This is a genomic window from Nocardia sp. NPDC049737 (assembly GCF_040674755.1).
Taxonomy (GTDB): domain Bacteria; phylum Actinomycetota; class Actinomycetes; order Mycobacteriales; family Mycobacteriaceae; genus Nocardia.
This window is the reverse complement of the sequence record NZ_JBFANH010000005.1, coordinates 108690-122025: the sequence shown is the minus strand read 5'-3', so window position 1 is coordinate 122025 and position 13336 is coordinate 108690. Positions and strand designations below refer to the sequence as shown.

Sequence of the window (13336 nt, the reverse complement as noted above, 5' to 3'; positions counted from 1 at the left end):
CCGCCGTGTTCAACAGATTCGCGGTAGCTGTTCTCCGGCAGGCAGATCGACGACGCGGGTACCACCGAGGGCAGTGCGGGCCACCACCATCCCCGGGTGTTCGGCAACGCAATGACCCACGACAGCCGCGTGGGCGCCGAGCGGATGCGCGCGCATGGCGTCGAGGATGCGTTCGGCGTACTCGGGGGGTACGAATGCGACGAGTTTGCCTTCGTTGGCGACATACAGCGGATCGAGACCGAGCAACCCGCAGGCATCGCGGACCCCGACGGGCACCGGGATCGCCCGTTCGTCGAGCTCGACACCGACACTCGCGGCGCGGGCGATCTCGTTCAGGGAGGCCGCCATTCCGCCGCGCGTGGGATCGCGCAGCACATGCACATCCGCGCCGGTGGCGAGCATGGTCGCGACCAATCCGTGCAGTGGCGCGGTATCGCTGCACAGGGTCGTGCCGAACTCGAGGCCTTCCCGGCAGCTCAGTACCGCGATACCGTGCAGTCCGATCTCACCGCTGACCAGCACGATATCGCCGGGCCTTGCCCGCTGGGGCCGGATGTCGACACTTTTTGGGACCAGTCCGATGCCCGCGGTGTTGATGAAGATGCCATCGCCGTGCCCGGCGTCGACGACCTTGGTGTCACCGGTGACCAACCGGACTTCGGCCGCGAGCGCGGCGGTACCGACGGCCTCGGCGATGCGGGCGATCTCGGCCAGCGCGGTGCCCTCTTCGAGGATGAACGCGGTCGAGAGCGCAACCGGCCGGGCACCGGACATCGCCAGATCGTTCACGGTGCCGTTCACCGCGAGATCACCGATCGAGCCGCCGGGGAACACCAGCGGCTTGACCACGAACGAATCGGTGGAGAACGCCAGCCGCACATTGCCGAGGCGGAGCACCGCCGAGTCGCCGAGCTCGGTATCGGCGGCCGCGCCGAATGCGGGCAGAAACAGGTGCTCGATCAGCTCACCCGACATCGCGCCGCCGCCGCCGTGTCCCATCACGATATTGGGCGCATCGCGCAGCGGCATCGGGCAGACCCAACCATCGATGTCGAGCGGGGGCGATGCGGCTGCCCCGCTGCCGTTGGTCTCACGCATGGGCGGCCTCCGCGGGAAGATCGAGACGCCGGTACAGGTAGTACGCGGCACAGGCGCCTTCGGAGGAAACCATTGTGGCACCCAACGGGTTTCGCGGGGTGCATTCCTTGCCGAAGGCCGCACACTCGTGCGGTTTGATCAAGCCTTGGAGGACTTCACCGGACCGACAGATCGAAGACTCGGCGGTGTGCAGATCTCCGACGGAGAAACGCTGTTCGGCGTCGTAGTCGCGGTAACGCGGCGACAGCCGCCAGCCGCTGCGGGGGATTACGCCGATGCCGCGCCACGCCCGGTCGGTGACCTCGAAGACGTCCTCGAGCATTGCCTTGGCCGCTGGATTCCCGGTTGCGGCTACCGCGCGGGGATAGGCGTTCTCGACCTCGTGGCGTCCCTGTTCGAGCTGGAGCACGGTGCGCCGGATGCCTTCGAGGATGTCCAGCGGTTCGAATCCGGTGACCACCATCGGAACCTTGTATTTCGCTGCCAGTGGCGGATATTCGCCGGTGCCCATCACCGTGCACACGTGCCCGGCGGCGAGGAATCCCTGGACCCGGCAGCTGGGCGACTCCATGATCGCCGCGATGGCGGGCGGGACGAGCACATGCGAGACCAGCAGCGAGAAATTCTCGATGCCGAGCCGTCGGGCCTGGTACACCGTCATCGCGTTGGCGGGCGCGGTGGTCTCGAATCCGATGCCGAAGAACACCACCTGCCGATCCGGGTTGTTTTTGGCCAGTTCCAGCGCATCCAGTGGCGAATAGACCACCCGCACGTCGCCGCCTTCGCTCTTGACCCGGAATAGATCCTTGTGGCTGCCGGGTACCCGCAGCATGTCGCCGAAGGAGCAGAAGATCACACCCGGCTGTGCGGCGATCTCGAGTGCCTTGTCGATCACTTCCAGCGGGGTGACGCATACCGGGCAACCGGGCCCATGAATCATCTCGATCTGATCCGGCAACAGCTGGTCGATGCCGTGGCGGATGATCGAATGTGTCTGTCCGCCACACACTTCCATGATCGACCACCGCTTGCTTGTGGTCGCGCGGATACGGTCGAGCAGGTTCCTCGCAAGCTCGGGATTGCTGAATTCGTCCAGGTATTTCATGACTTCGCCTCCTGGTCGTCGACGGTCGCGCCCGCCGCGGATGTGTCGGAATTGCCGTCCCCGGGCTGCGGGGCTTCGGGGTTGTCGACGCCGGCCTGCTTCGCCGCGATCGCGAAACCGTCGCCGAACTCCTCTTTCAGTACGCCGAGATGTTCGAACTCGGCCAGCGTCCGCAATGCGGATTCTTCATCCAGGCGTTGGATCGCGAACCCGACGTGCACCACGACGTAATCGCCGACCGCCACGTCCGGGATGTATTGCAGGCACACGTCTTTGTGCACGCCGCCGAAGTCGACCTCCGACATCAGCGTGCCGTCGCGTTCGTTGACGCTGAGCACCTTTCCGGGAACCGCAAGACACATCGCTTGTCTCCTTCACTCACACCGCACCGGCTACCAGGAGCTGTCCGAACGCGATCCCGCCGTCGTTCGGTGGCAGTCTGTGATGACTGATGACACGGAATCCGTCGCGCCGCAGCAGACGGGTACAGCTCGACAACAACAGCGCGTTCTGGAACACACCGCCCGACAGCGCGATCACCGACTCGGGCGCGGCGAATCGCCGTGCCGCGTCGTGCACTAGGTCGGCGACGGCGGCGTGGAATCGGGCGCCGATGACCGCGGGCGGTATGCCGCCCGCCGCATCGGCGACGACCTCGGCGAGTACCGGGGCAGGATCGATCCTGGCGGGATCGCCGTCACGCCAAGCGAACCGGTATCGGCCCACCGCACCATCGGCTCCGCGGGCCAGACCTTCGAGTTCGATCGCGGCCTGCGCCTCATAGTCGACGACGTGCCGCACCCCGGTCAGGGAGGCGACCGCGTCGAACAGCCTGCCCATGCTCGAGGTCGGCGCGCAGCCGAGCCCGGTGTCGAATTGGTGCGCGAGCACGGCCCGTTCGGCGTCGAGGCAGGCGTCGACCGAGGCGATACCGGGGGACCACTCGATGCCCGCGGCGCGCAGATGCGACAGCGCCATCCGATAGGGCTTGCGGACGCTGAGGTCGCCGCCCGCCAAGGGCACATAGGACAGGTGCGCCATGCGCCGGTAGCCCTTGTATCCGGCGACGAGCACCTCACCGCCCCAGACCGCGCCGTCGGGTCCGTACCCGGTGCCGTCGAAGGCGATGCCGAGCACGGTCTGGTTCGCATCGACCCCGTGCTCGCCCATCACCGCGGCCAGATGCGCGTGATGGTGTTGCACGGTGTGCACCGGTCGGTCGGCCGCGTTCGCGCGGGCCCACGCGGTCGAACGGTAGCCGGGGTGGGCGTCGGCGGCGAGTTGGGTCGGGTGCACGCAGGTGAGTTCCTCCAGATGCGATCGCGCCGTATCGAATGCCTGCAGAGTGGCCAGATCGTCCATGTCGCCGATGTGCTGACTGAGCCAGGCGTACCGTCCGTCGGCGACGGCGCAGGTGTTCTTCAGGTCGGCGCCGACCGCCAGAGTCGGCGGAACCGGGATCGGCAGCGCCAGCGGCAGCGGCGCGTAGCCGCGGGAGCGGCGCACCGGCAGCTCGGCGCCGTCCACCACGCGCACCACCGAGTCGTCGCACGGGACGAGAATGCGCCGGTTGTGGCCGAGCCAGGCGTCGGCCAGCCCGGCCAGGCGGGTGCGGGCATCGGCGTCGTCGTAGCAGATCGGTTCGCCGCCGAGATTGCCGGAAGTCATCACCAGCACGTCGGGGCCGGGCGGGTCGCCAGGGAGGCCGAACAACAGCAGATGCAATGGGGTGTAGGCGAGCATGACTCCGAGGTCGGGGTTGCCGGGTGCGACCGTGTCGGCAACTGGCCGCTCGCCGCGCGGCAGCAGAACGATCGGCCGTTGCGGACCGCTCAGCAGGGCCGCGCCGGTGGGATCGATGGTCACGATCCGCGCCGCGGTGTCCAGGTCGGCGACCATGACCGCGAACGGCTTGTCGCCGCGCCGCTTGCGGCGACGCAATTCGGCCACGGCCGTGTCGTTGCCGGCGTCGCAGGCGAGGTGGTAGCCGCCGATGCCCTTGACCGCGAGAATACCTCCGGCACACAGCAATTCGCGCGCGGCGGTGAGCGGCCGCCCCAGCTCACCGGGCCCGGTGTAGGACAGAGTGGGCCCGCAGTCCGGACAGGCGATGGGCTGGGCGTGAAACCGGCGATCGGCGGGGTCGGCGTATTCGCGGGCGCAGCGCGCGCACATGGCGAAATCGGCCATGGACGTGCGCTCGCGGTCGTAGGGCAGCCCAGCGATGATGGTGAATCGCGGGCCGCAATTGGTGCAGTTGACGAAGGGGTGGCGGTAGCGGCGGTCGGCGGGGTCGCGCAGTTCGCGCGCGCAGTCCGTACAGATCGCTACATCGGGCGAGACCAAGGTGCGTCCGGCACCGCCGCGAAGGGTATCGCCGATCAGGAATCCGGTGCCGCCGCGGATTTCGACCGCGGTCTGCTCGACCGCGGCGACTGCGGCCAGCGGCGGCGGTGAGTCGTGCACCCGGCGAATGAACTCGCGCACCGATGCCTCGGCGCCTTCGATCTCGATGACGACGCCGTCGGTGTCGTTGGCAACACGGCCGGTCAGCGCGAGCTCGACGGCCGTGGTGTAAACGAACGGCCGGAATCCGACGCCTTGCACCACGCCGCGCACGAGTAGGCGGCGGCGAACGCGATCGGCACTCACGGCTGATCTCCACTGCCCAGCAGGCGCAGCCCGGCCATCGCCCGCTCCGCGCCATCGGCGTCGGTCTTCTCGATGACGAATCCCATGTGGATGATCACCCAATCACCCGGCGCGGCGGGCTGATCCTCGTCGAGCAGACCGATATTGACCTTGCGCTTCTCACCGGACACCTCGACCACGGCGATCTGCCCGTGGTAGCCGTCCGGAATCTCCACGACCCGCCCCGGAATGCCAAGGCACATGCTCACACCTCCTGTCCAGCGCGCAATTGCGCCGCGACGCGCGCCACCGCGGCTGCGGCAGGATCGACCGCCGCGGCGACGGCAGCGCTGAGACCGATCCCCTCGGCTACCGAGTCGACCTGACAGCCGACGACGACGGTCGGCGGCACGACACCGCCGAGCGCGCGCACCGCGGCGAAGACCGCTTCCGGATTCATCGCGTGCGCGTCCATGGCCGTCGTCGCATCCGACTCGGGTTCGGCGCGCATGATCTGCACGTGGCCGGGATCGCCGGTATTCGGCAGGGCGTCCACCAGCACCAGCGCATCCCACCCGTCGAGCAGGTCGTAGGCCAGGTGTAACCCGCGGATGCCGTAGTCGACGATCCGCTGGTCCTGCGCCGACGCCGTGGGTAGCCGACGGACCACCTCGGGGCCGAACCCATCGTCGCCGAGGAAGATATTGCCGATCCCGGCAACGAGCACGCGTGCGCTCATCTCACATGTGGCGAATCTTCAGATAACGCCGGAGGTCGGGGATCGACCGTATGCCGAGATAGGCGCCGACCACGACGATGACTGCCACCACCGCGGTGGAGACCACACCGACTGTTTGCATGACCGTATTCCTTTCACTCGTCGCCGTTGATAATCGGTTCGAGCTCATCGGGAGCGAAATACAGGTAGCGGCCGTACCATTCGTGCAGATCGGCCGCCGGATCGTCATCGATGACCACGCCGACGTGCGTTTCGCCGTCGACGTCAGCGTGCACCGAGGTGACGCGCGCCGCCCTGCCCGCGTAGAACAGGTCGTGTGCGTCGGCGCGTCGCGTCGGGCGCAGCCGAACCCGGCTGCCCTTGCGTACGAGCACCCCGGCGATCGGGATCGCGTCGGACTCCGGGCGCACCGCGCCGTCGGCTGCGGGATCCCACCAGCTCATGTCCTCCGGTACCTCGGGCACCAGGCGCGGCGCAGGCTCGCGCCACAGCCCGTGCAGGTCGTGCATGGCCTCGGGCGTCATGCGATCGCAGCGGTCGATGATTTCGGCGGCTTTCGGGTCGGTGGCGCGGGCCCGTTCCTTCTCGTCATCGGTGAGCGACATCACGCGCAGCGTGAGGATTTCGTCGATCTCGGTGGAGTCGAACAGCTGACCCGCGCTCTGCTCGGCGATCTCGGGATGGTCGTAGAGGATGATCGGCGACACCAGGACAACGCCGTTATGGCCGGGCGGGCCGGCCAATACCGGGAAGCAGCGGTGCTGGGTGCAGTGCTCGACGGCCGTCTCGGCGCCGGGTTCGGGATCGAGGAGCGAGATGAACTCACCACCGTCGAGTTCGGCGATCACGTGGGCGCCGAGCATGGAGCGGACGGTGGCGTCGTCCGAGTCGGCGGCCGCAGCGCCGCTGTTGCGCAGTCGTATTCCGACGCGTCGATAGTCGCCCTCGGGGACGACGGTCAATTCGAGTGTGCCCTCGATCTGTGCTCGGGTGCGTACCACCATGCCCGCCGTCGATCCCGGAATCGGTTCGACCGCCTGCCAGCCCGGTACTTCGATCGGCATCGTCGAATCCGCCAAAGGCCGGGGGCCGCAGGTGATTTCGCATTCGGTAGCCTCGTCCCAGCTGACCCATCGGCGACCGTCGACGATCAGTTCGGCGCGCGCGCTTCCGTCCAGTTCGACTGTTCGGCGCTGCAGTTGCAGGAACCGTGCGGTGAGCGTGATCCGCGTGGCTCGGGACGCGCGGACGAGACATTCGGCGGCAAGCGAGTCGTCCTCACCGAATCCGGCCGCGGCCGCGTCGCGCGGCCCGAGCACACCGAACTGCCAGCGGGACTGGTTCTTTCGGGCGTCGGACCGGTACGGGTACAGCAGATACCCCTCGTACAGCACGGCGTCGGCGACGGCACGGGCGCGGGTCATGGCGGCGTTCACGACGCGGACTCCTCGGTGAGAAGTTTCGCGACGGCGTCGTCGAATCCGAGCAAACCGTGCGAGGACTTGTAGGCAGCCAGCGCTTCCACATTCTCCCTGCGCAACCGCACCCAGCCGGAGTTCGGATAATGGGTGTCCATGAGATCGCGCCACACGGCGACCGGCATATCGAATTTGTCCTCGCGGTCCCATGGCACCTGCTGAACCGCGAAACCCGTTTCCCCTCTGATGAATACGGTGCCGCTGAACAGGAATATCAGCGGCACGGTGCCCTCGCGCAGGGCGTGCAGGTACTTCGATCCGGTGACCTCGAAGTCGTAGGTGCACGGCATCGGCAGTTCCACCTCGGCGCCGCCGGAGAAGCCGGACACCATGGTGGCGCAGTGCATCCAGGTGAACGACTTCTGTGTTTCGTGCCAGCGTTCGCGCGGGCCGAAAAGGTCCAGCAGCCCCGCGCCTTCGGCGTCGGAGTAGCCGCGCCGGAAGGGTTCGATGCGCACCTGGGCGCGCAGCGCGATCGCGTGCACCGGCTCCTCGGCCAGCGCGGCGATGCCGATGCGCGCGGACAGATTCGGGGCGACCGCGTACGGTTCCGGCCGCACCTCGAGCACCGCGAAGGTCATCGCATAGGCCGGACTCATGACGCCACCTCCGGCCGGGCGCGAGCCGACATCGCGGTGAAGAATTCCGCGATGAAGTCTCGGGCTTCCTTGCCGCCGTCGAATCCGCGCCACAGCATCCGCATCCGTCCGACGAACTCGTAACAGGCATCGATCGGCAGCAGCAGCACCGCGCCGGGACCGCCGCGCTCCGGCATCCGGATGAGCAGCGCCTCGACATCCGGCGCGAGCCGGTCGAGTTCGGGATGGCGATCCAGGATCGCCCGCCAATCCTGCAGCGGCAGTTCGGATTCGGTGGCCCCGGCCGGTCCCGGATAAAACGCGACAGTACGCCCGAGCGTCGAATTGACGAAGAAGAACGCCAGCCCGACCGGGATGTCGAGGGTATCCCATTCACCCTGACCGATCACACAGTCCGGGAACGAGACGTAGTGGTCGGGCACCGCCCGGTAGCGCAGCGCGGCCTGCTGATCGGTGAACAGCAGATAGCAGCCCACACATACGCACATCAGCTGTCTGCCTTCGATATCCACCACATGGCGGTGCTGTGCACCGACCGGTTCGGCGCACATTTCGCACCGCTCTCCGGCCGCCGCGGGCGGGGTCGGGTCGGTCGCGATGCGGCGCAGTGCGCGCAGGCTCTGGTTCATCCGCGGACCTCCGCGGGTACCGCCACCGAGATCTCACCGGAGCGCACCAGCACGGGCAGCGGCTCCAGATGCCCGTCGCCGTCCAGCCGCGTTCCGGCGTGCACAACATCGAAATGGGCCTGGCATCCCGGACAGCGCAGCACCGCCGAGCCTGCCGGGGCCCCCATCCTGCGGTGCAGCGCGGACCCCGCCATCGAACGCCCACAGGCCGCGCAGCGGTCGCGATAGACGAACAGGTCCGTGCCGACCCTGCAGGCCAGTACCGGCACGTCCGCCACCGTGAACCCGCCGACCTCGCCTGCCGCCAGGTCCGCGAGCTCCGGGACCGAGATCCAGCTGCCCGCGGGCGGATCGCCGGTGTGCACCCGCGCGAACAGCGCCTCGGCCGGTATCACCCCCGCCTGTGGCTGTGCCGCCGCGGCGACCACCTCGATAGCCTCGATTTCCGGCGCGGCCGCGCGCACCGCATCCTCCACCGCCAGTTCCAGCGTCACCGACGATGAAGGGCACGTGCGACAGCTGCCGGACAGCTCGAGCCGCACGACAGCGTCGGCGACATCGATGAGCGTCACATCGCCGCCGTGCGAGCCGAGGTAGGGGCGGACGCTGTCCAGCGCCGTCGCCACCCTCGTTCGCACGTCGTGCGGGTGCAGGCCGTGCACCAACAGCAGGCTCGCGACCAGATCGTCGCGGGTCAGCTCCTCGACGGTCCGGTCGTCGAGCACGGCCATAACCCGGCCGAGTGCCGCGCCGTAGAGGTCGACGACCTCACGCACAAGACGCTCGGCGCGCTCGCGCGCCATCGGGCCGCCTGCCGAACAGGCATCCAGCAGGGTGTCGATCCGATCACCCGCGCCCCGCCACTGGTTGTCGTCGGTCGGTCCGGCTCGCTGCTGCGGGCGACCATCCACGCTGTACCTCCCGTCGTCGGCAGGACCCGTCATTCCGCGGTGAGCGTCTGCGTTGGTGAATGGACCTTGTCCAGGGTTACGCCATTGCCCAGATACATGTGCACCCCGCAGGGCAGGCACGGATCGAAGCTGCGCACCGTGCGCATGATGTCGATGCCCTTGAAGTGCTCTCGATCGTTCTCCTCGAAGATCGGCTGCCCCTGTACCGCGTCCTCGTAGGGCCCCGGTGTACCGAAGGAGTCACGCGGATTGGCGTTCCACGGCGTCGGGGGATACGGGTGGTAGTTGGCGATCTTGCCGTCCCGGATGACCATGTGGTGCGACAGCACACCGCGCACCGCCTCGGTGAAACCACAGCCGATGCCCTCGTCGGGCACCTCGAAGTGCTCCCAGGTCTTCGTGTGGCCCGCCCGGATCTCACCGAGCGCCTGCTCGGCGAAGTGCAGTGCGCACGCCGCCGCGTAGGCCTGGAAGTAGGTCCGAGCCCGGTCGCGTTCGATCGTGTTGCTGCCGTGCGTCGGGATCTTCCATTCCAAGGTGACCGGGCCCTTCAACGCGGTCTTGGGCAGGTTGATCTGCACGCTGGATCCGGTGGATTTGACGTAACCGATATCCACCAGCCCGGCCAGCGCCGTCGTCCACAGGCGAGCAAGCGGCCCACCGCCGGTGTCGAGCGCGAGATGGTCCTTGCCATCGAACCAGCGCGGGGACATCACCCAGCTGTACTTGTCGTCCAGGTCGCGCTTCTGCGGTTTCGGATTGGTGTGTTGATTCCAGGGGTGGCGCCGGTCGATCGGATTGCCGAGCGGATCGGTCGTGACGAACATTTCCTGATCGGTCCAGTCCTCGTAATACGAACTGCCCAACAGGATCCGGATGCCGAGATTGATATCGACCAGCGAGGTGGTGATCAGCTTCCCGTCCACCACGATGCCGGGACTGACGAACATCCGCCGACCCCACTGCTCCATATCCTTGTAGTCGAAGTTGCACACCGCGGGATCCTGGAAAGATCCCCAGCAACCGAGGAGTGTGCGGCGCAGGCCCACCTGCTCATAGCCCGGCAGCGCCTCGTAGAAGAAGTCGAACAGGTCGTCGTGCATCGGCACGACCTTCTTCATGAACTCCACATACCGCATCAGCCGCGACATGTAGTCGGTCATCAGCTGAATTGTCGCGACCGTGCCGACCCCACCGGGATACAGCGTCGACGGGTGCACGTGCCTGCCCTCCATCAGGGAGAACATTTCGCGCGTGTACCGACTGACCTGCAGCGCCTCCCGGTAGAACTCGCCGGTGAACGGATTGAGCGCCCGCATGATGTCGGCGACAGTGCGGTAGCCGTGGTCACCGGCGTGCGGCGCCTCGGCGCGTTCGGCGCGTTCGAGCACACCGGGATTGGTCTCGGCGACCATCTTCTCGCAGAAGTCCACCCCGACCAGGTTCTCCTGGAAAATATTGTGGTCGAACATGTACTCGGCGGCCTCGCCGAGGTTCACGATCCACTCGGCGATCGGCGGTGGTTTGACCCCGTAGGCCATGTTCTGGCAATAACACGAGCAGGTCGCGTGGTTGTCACCGCAGATGCCGCAGATGCGGCTGGTGATGAAGTGCGCGTCGCGCGGGTCCTTGCCCTTCATGAAAATCGAATAGCCGCGGAAGATCGACGAGGTGCTGTGGCACTCGACCACCTCGCGACTGTTGAAGTCGATCTTGGTGTAGATGCCCAGGCTGCCGACGATACGGGTGATCGGATCCCAGGCCATCTCTACCAGGGCGTCGGGTTCGATCTTGCGAAGCGACGGATCGGGAATGATCTCTGTCATCGAAATATCTCCCTACCAGGTGCGTGTCGCGCCGGATTCGAGCTTCCCGCCCTTGTGCCGCCAGCGCGGTTCCTTGTCGACGGTGCGGCCGGTGATGTGGCGGAGACTGCGGATCACTGACCCGTACAGCCCGGAAGCGGTCGAGGAGATCTTGCCGCCCGGCGGTTCGTCCATGAACGGCATGAACTTGTCCGGGAATCCCGGCATCGTGCAGCCGATGCAGATGCCACCCACATTCGGGCACCCGCCCACACCATTGACCCAGCCGCGCTTGGGCACATTGCACTTGACGACCGGACCCCAACAGCCCAGCTTCACAATGCATTTCGGCGATCCGTACTCTTCGGCGAAATCACCCTGCTCGTAGTAGCCCGCGCGGTCGCAACCTTCGTGGACGGTGGCGCCGAACAACCACTTCGGGCGCAGTGCATCGTCGAGCGGGATCATCGGCGCCTGGCCCGTGGCCATATAGAGAAGGTATGTAAGAGTCTCGGACAGATTGTCGGGCTGGATCGGACAGCCGGGCACGCAGACGATCGGAATGCCCGCTTTGCTCTTCCAATCCCAGCCGAGATAGTCCGGGACACCCATCGCGCCGGTCGGATTTCCCGCCATGGCGTGGATACCTCCGTACGTCGCGCAGGTGCCTACGGCGACCACCGCGGTCGCCTTGGGCGCCAGCCGATCGAGCCATTCGCTCGTCGTCATCGGCTGACCGGTCGCAGGATTGTTGCCGAAGCCGCACCAGTAACCCTCGTCGTGCAACTGCTCATTGGGGATCGACCCCTCGACGACCAGAACGAACGGATCCAGTTCGCCCCGATCTCCCTTGAAGAACCACTCCAGGAAATCGTCGGCGCCGCCGGCCGGACCGCATTCGAAATCGATGAGCGGCCAATGCACGGCAATCTTCGGTAAACCGGGGAGTGATCCGAGTGCGATCTCTTCGATGCTCGGCTGGGTGGCGGCGGTGAGCGCCACCGAATCGCCGTCACAGCTGAGTCCGGCATTGATCCAGAGGACGTGGATCAGGGTGTCTTCGGCTTTTACTGCTTCCTGAGTTGGCATCGGACTGCCACCTTCCGCAGCGGGGGCACGCGGATACATCTCCGGTTAGCTACGTCGACTATTCCGCGTGTGAATCTGATCACATGAGTCTAGGTCTGAGAGCTAACCGCTTTCAAGGCGTTGGGATGCCAACGGTTAGCCGGGCAGCGAGCCAGTCGTACCAGAGGGGCAGCCCGTCGCCGGTGGTCGCCGATACCGGAAGGATTTTTACGCCCGGATTCACCGACTGCGCATACTCCGCGCACCGCTCTAGATCGAAGTCCACATATGGCGACAGATCGGTCTTATTGATCAGCACCAGCTCCGCCGCGGCAAACATGTGCGGGTACTTCAACGGCTTGTCGGTGCCCTCGGTGACCGAGATGATCACGACTTTGCCCGCCTCGCCGAGATCGAACAATGCCGGACAGACCAGATTGCCCACGTTCTCCACGAACAGCAGGCTGCCCGGCGCCGGTTCCAGTGCGTCGAGAGCGCGCCGCATCATGTCGGCGTCGAGATGGCAGCCCGCGCCGGTATTCACCTGTACGACCTTGCATCCGGTTGCCCCGATGCGCCGCGCATCCAGCACGGTGGCCTGATCACCCTCGATGACGGCCACCGGAACGGATTCGAACTCGCGGATGGTTCGCTCGATCAGGGTCGTTTTCCCCGCCCCCGGTGAACTGGTCATATTCAGTGCCAAGATCCCACATTCGCGCAATCGCGCACGATTCGCCGCGGCGAGTTCATCGTTCTTGGCGAGCACCTTCTGTTCGAGGGTCAGTGTGGTCAGAGGGTGCTCATGGGAGTGCTGGTGTTCATGCCCGGGACCATGCTCATGGTGGCCATGATCGTGCGGGTGATCGTGGTCCTGATGTCCGACGGTGATCACGGCGACCCCGTCGCCTTCGCAGCCGCAGGTTGCGCACATCGCTCACTCACCTCCATAGATACGATTCGAAGTTCCCGCCCCGCAGTGATCTCGACCTCGGCGCTGCCGCAACGGCACAGCACGATGAGGTCGGGCAGAAGGAATTCCGCCCCGCAGCTCCGACAATGCGCTGCCCCGTCGACAATGCGCAGGTCCAATCGTGCTCCCTGAGCGATCGTCCCCTCGGTGGCAAGCTCGAAACAGAACTGCATGGACTCGGGCACCACAGCACACAGCGCGCCGACCTCGACCGTCACGTGGTGCACCGGGCGCCCTTGCGCATGCTCACAGACGGCGTCGACAAGGTACTGGGTAATAGCCATTTCATGCATCCCGACC

14 protein-coding genes are annotated in these 13336 nt (G+C 66.5%); all 14 read right to left on the bottom strand.

All coding sequences use genetic code 11. From position 1 onward, the window contains the following. Window positions 1-9: 9 nt before the first annotated feature. Entirely contained in the window at window positions 10-1098 is a 1089-nt protein-coding gene (hypE, locus tag AB0J47_RS09070) for a hydrogenase expression/formation protein HypE (RefSeq protein ID WP_364342337.1), read from the bottom strand. Next, window positions 1091-2203, bottom strand: a complete 1113-nt coding sequence (gene hypD / locus AB0J47_RS09065; protein WP_364342334.1) for a hydrogenase formation protein HypD — start codon at window positions 2201-2203, stop codon at window positions 1091-1093. The genes hypE and hypD overlap by 8 nt, the downstream gene beginning before the upstream one ends. Next, the gene (locus tag AB0J47_RS09060) at window positions 2200-2565 is read right to left on the bottom strand and encodes a HypC/HybG/HupF family hydrogenase formation chaperone (protein WP_364342332.1); all 366 of its coding nucleotides are present in this window, start codon (window positions 2563-2565) and stop codon (window positions 2200-2202) included. The genes hypD and AB0J47_RS09060 overlap by 4 nt, the downstream gene beginning before the upstream one ends. Before the next feature lie 16 nt (window positions 2566-2581). Continuing rightward, window positions 2582-4855 (bottom strand): carbamoyltransferase HypF, encoded by a 2274-nt coding sequence (hypF, locus tag AB0J47_RS09055; RefSeq protein WP_364342329.1) that lies wholly within the window; start codon window positions 4853-4855, stop codon window positions 2582-2584. Beyond that, the gene (locus AB0J47_RS09050; protein ID WP_364342326.1) at window positions 4852-5097 is read right to left on the bottom strand and encodes a HypC/HybG/HupF family hydrogenase formation chaperone; all 246 of its coding nucleotides are present in this window, start codon (window positions 5095-5097) and stop codon (window positions 4852-4854) included. Before AB0J47_RS09050 ends, hypF begins: the two co-directional genes overlap by 4 nt. 2 nt (window positions 5098-5099) lie before the next feature. Continuing rightward, complete coding sequence (locus AB0J47_RS09045; RefSeq protein ID WP_364342323.1) at window positions 5100-5573, bottom strand: hydrogenase maturation protease; 474 nt, start codon at window positions 5571-5573, stop codon at window positions 5100-5102. 134 nt (window positions 5574-5707) lie between these two features. Further along, window positions 5708-6997 (bottom strand): hypothetical protein, encoded by a 1290-nt coding sequence (locus AB0J47_RS09040; protein WP_364343068.1) that lies wholly within the window; start codon window positions 6995-6997, stop codon window positions 5708-5710. A gap of 8 nt (window positions 6998-7005) precedes the next feature. Further along, window positions 7006-7650, bottom strand: coding sequence for a DUF6084 family protein (locus AB0J47_RS09035; protein ID WP_364342320.1), 645 nt, complete (start codon window positions 7648-7650; stop codon window positions 7006-7008). Next, the gene (locus AB0J47_RS09030) at window positions 7647-8279 is read right to left on the bottom strand and encodes a DUF5947 family protein (RefSeq protein WP_364342317.1); all 633 of its coding nucleotides are present in this window, start codon (window positions 8277-8279) and stop codon (window positions 7647-7649) included. The genes AB0J47_RS09035 and AB0J47_RS09030 overlap by 4 nt, the downstream gene beginning before the upstream one ends. Continuing rightward, window positions 8276-9190, bottom strand: a complete 915-nt coding sequence (locus AB0J47_RS09025; protein ID WP_364342314.1) for a NifU family protein — start codon at window positions 9188-9190, stop codon at window positions 8276-8278. The genes AB0J47_RS09030 and AB0J47_RS09025 overlap by 4 nt, the downstream gene beginning before the upstream one ends. Before the next feature lie 29 nt (window positions 9191-9219). Further along, the gene (locus tag AB0J47_RS09020) at window positions 9220-11016 is read right to left on the bottom strand and encodes a nickel-dependent hydrogenase large subunit (protein WP_364342311.1); all 1797 of its coding nucleotides are present in this window, start codon (window positions 11014-11016) and stop codon (window positions 9220-9222) included. Between the two features lie 12 nt (window positions 11017-11028). Further along, window positions 11029-12084 carry a hydrogenase expression protein HypE gene (locus AB0J47_RS09015; RefSeq protein WP_364342308.1) on the bottom strand — a complete coding sequence of 352 codons (1056 nt, stop codon included), beginning with the start codon at window positions 12082-12084 and terminating at the stop codon, window positions 11029-11031. Between the two features lie 112 nt (window positions 12085-12196). Continuing rightward, window positions 12197-12997, bottom strand: a complete 801-nt coding sequence (gene hypB, locus AB0J47_RS09010; protein WP_364342305.1) for a hydrogenase nickel incorporation protein HypB — start codon at window positions 12995-12997, stop codon at window positions 12197-12199. Next, complete coding sequence (locus tag AB0J47_RS09005; RefSeq protein ID WP_364343065.1) at window positions 12955-13329, bottom strand: hydrogenase maturation nickel metallochaperone HypA; 375 nt, start codon at window positions 13327-13329, stop codon at window positions 12955-12957. Before AB0J47_RS09005 ends, hypB begins: the two co-directional genes overlap by 43 nt. Between the last annotated feature and the right edge of the window lie 7 nt (window positions 13330-13336).

Bases quoted from the DNA above. Each gene is read 5' to 3' on its own strand.
- hypE (WP_364342337.1), bottom strand. From the start codon at position 1,098: ATGCGTGAGACCAACGGCAGCGGGGCAGCCGCATCGCCCCCGCTCGAC.
- hypD (WP_364342334.1), bottom strand. From the start codon at position 2,203: ATGAAATACCTGGACGAATTCAGCAATCCCGAGCTTGCGAGGAACCTG.
- AB0J47_RS09060 (WP_364342332.1), bottom strand. From the start codon at position 2,565: ATGTGTCTTGCGGTTCCCGGAAAGGTGCTCAGCGTCAACGAACGCGAC.
- AB0J47_RS09050 (WP_364342326.1), bottom strand. From the start codon at position 5,097: ATGTGCCTTGGCATTCCGGGGCGGGTCGTGGAGATTCCGGACGGCTAC.
- AB0J47_RS09045 (WP_364342323.1), bottom strand. From the start codon at position 5,573: ATGAGCGCACGCGTGCTCGTTGCCGGGATCGGCAATATCTTCCTCGGC.
- AB0J47_RS09040 (WP_364343068.1), bottom strand. From the start codon at position 6,997: ATGACCCGCGCCCGTGCCGTCGCCGACGCCGTGCTGTACGAGGGGTAT.
- AB0J47_RS09035 (WP_364342320.1), bottom strand. From the start codon at position 7,650: ATGAGTCCGGCCTATGCGATGACCTTCGCGGTGCTCGAGGTGCGGCCG.
- AB0J47_RS09030 (WP_364342317.1), bottom strand. From the start codon at position 8,279: ATGAACCAGAGCCTGCGCGCACTGCGCCGCATCGCGACCGACCCGACC.
- AB0J47_RS09020 (WP_364342311.1), bottom strand. From the start codon at position 11,016: ATGACAGAGATCATTCCCGATCCGTCGCTTCGCAAGATCGAACCCGAC.
- AB0J47_RS09015 (WP_364342308.1), bottom strand. From the start codon at position 12,084: ATGCCAACTCAGGAAGCAGTAAAAGCCGAAGACACCCTGATCCACGTC.
- hypB (WP_364342305.1), bottom strand. From the start codon at position 12,997: ATGTGCGCAACCTGCGGCTGCGAAGGCGACGGGGTCGCCGTGATCACC.
- AB0J47_RS09005 (WP_364343065.1), bottom strand. From the start codon at position 13,329: ATGCATGAAATGGCTATTACCCAGTACCTTGTCGACGCCGTCTGTGAG.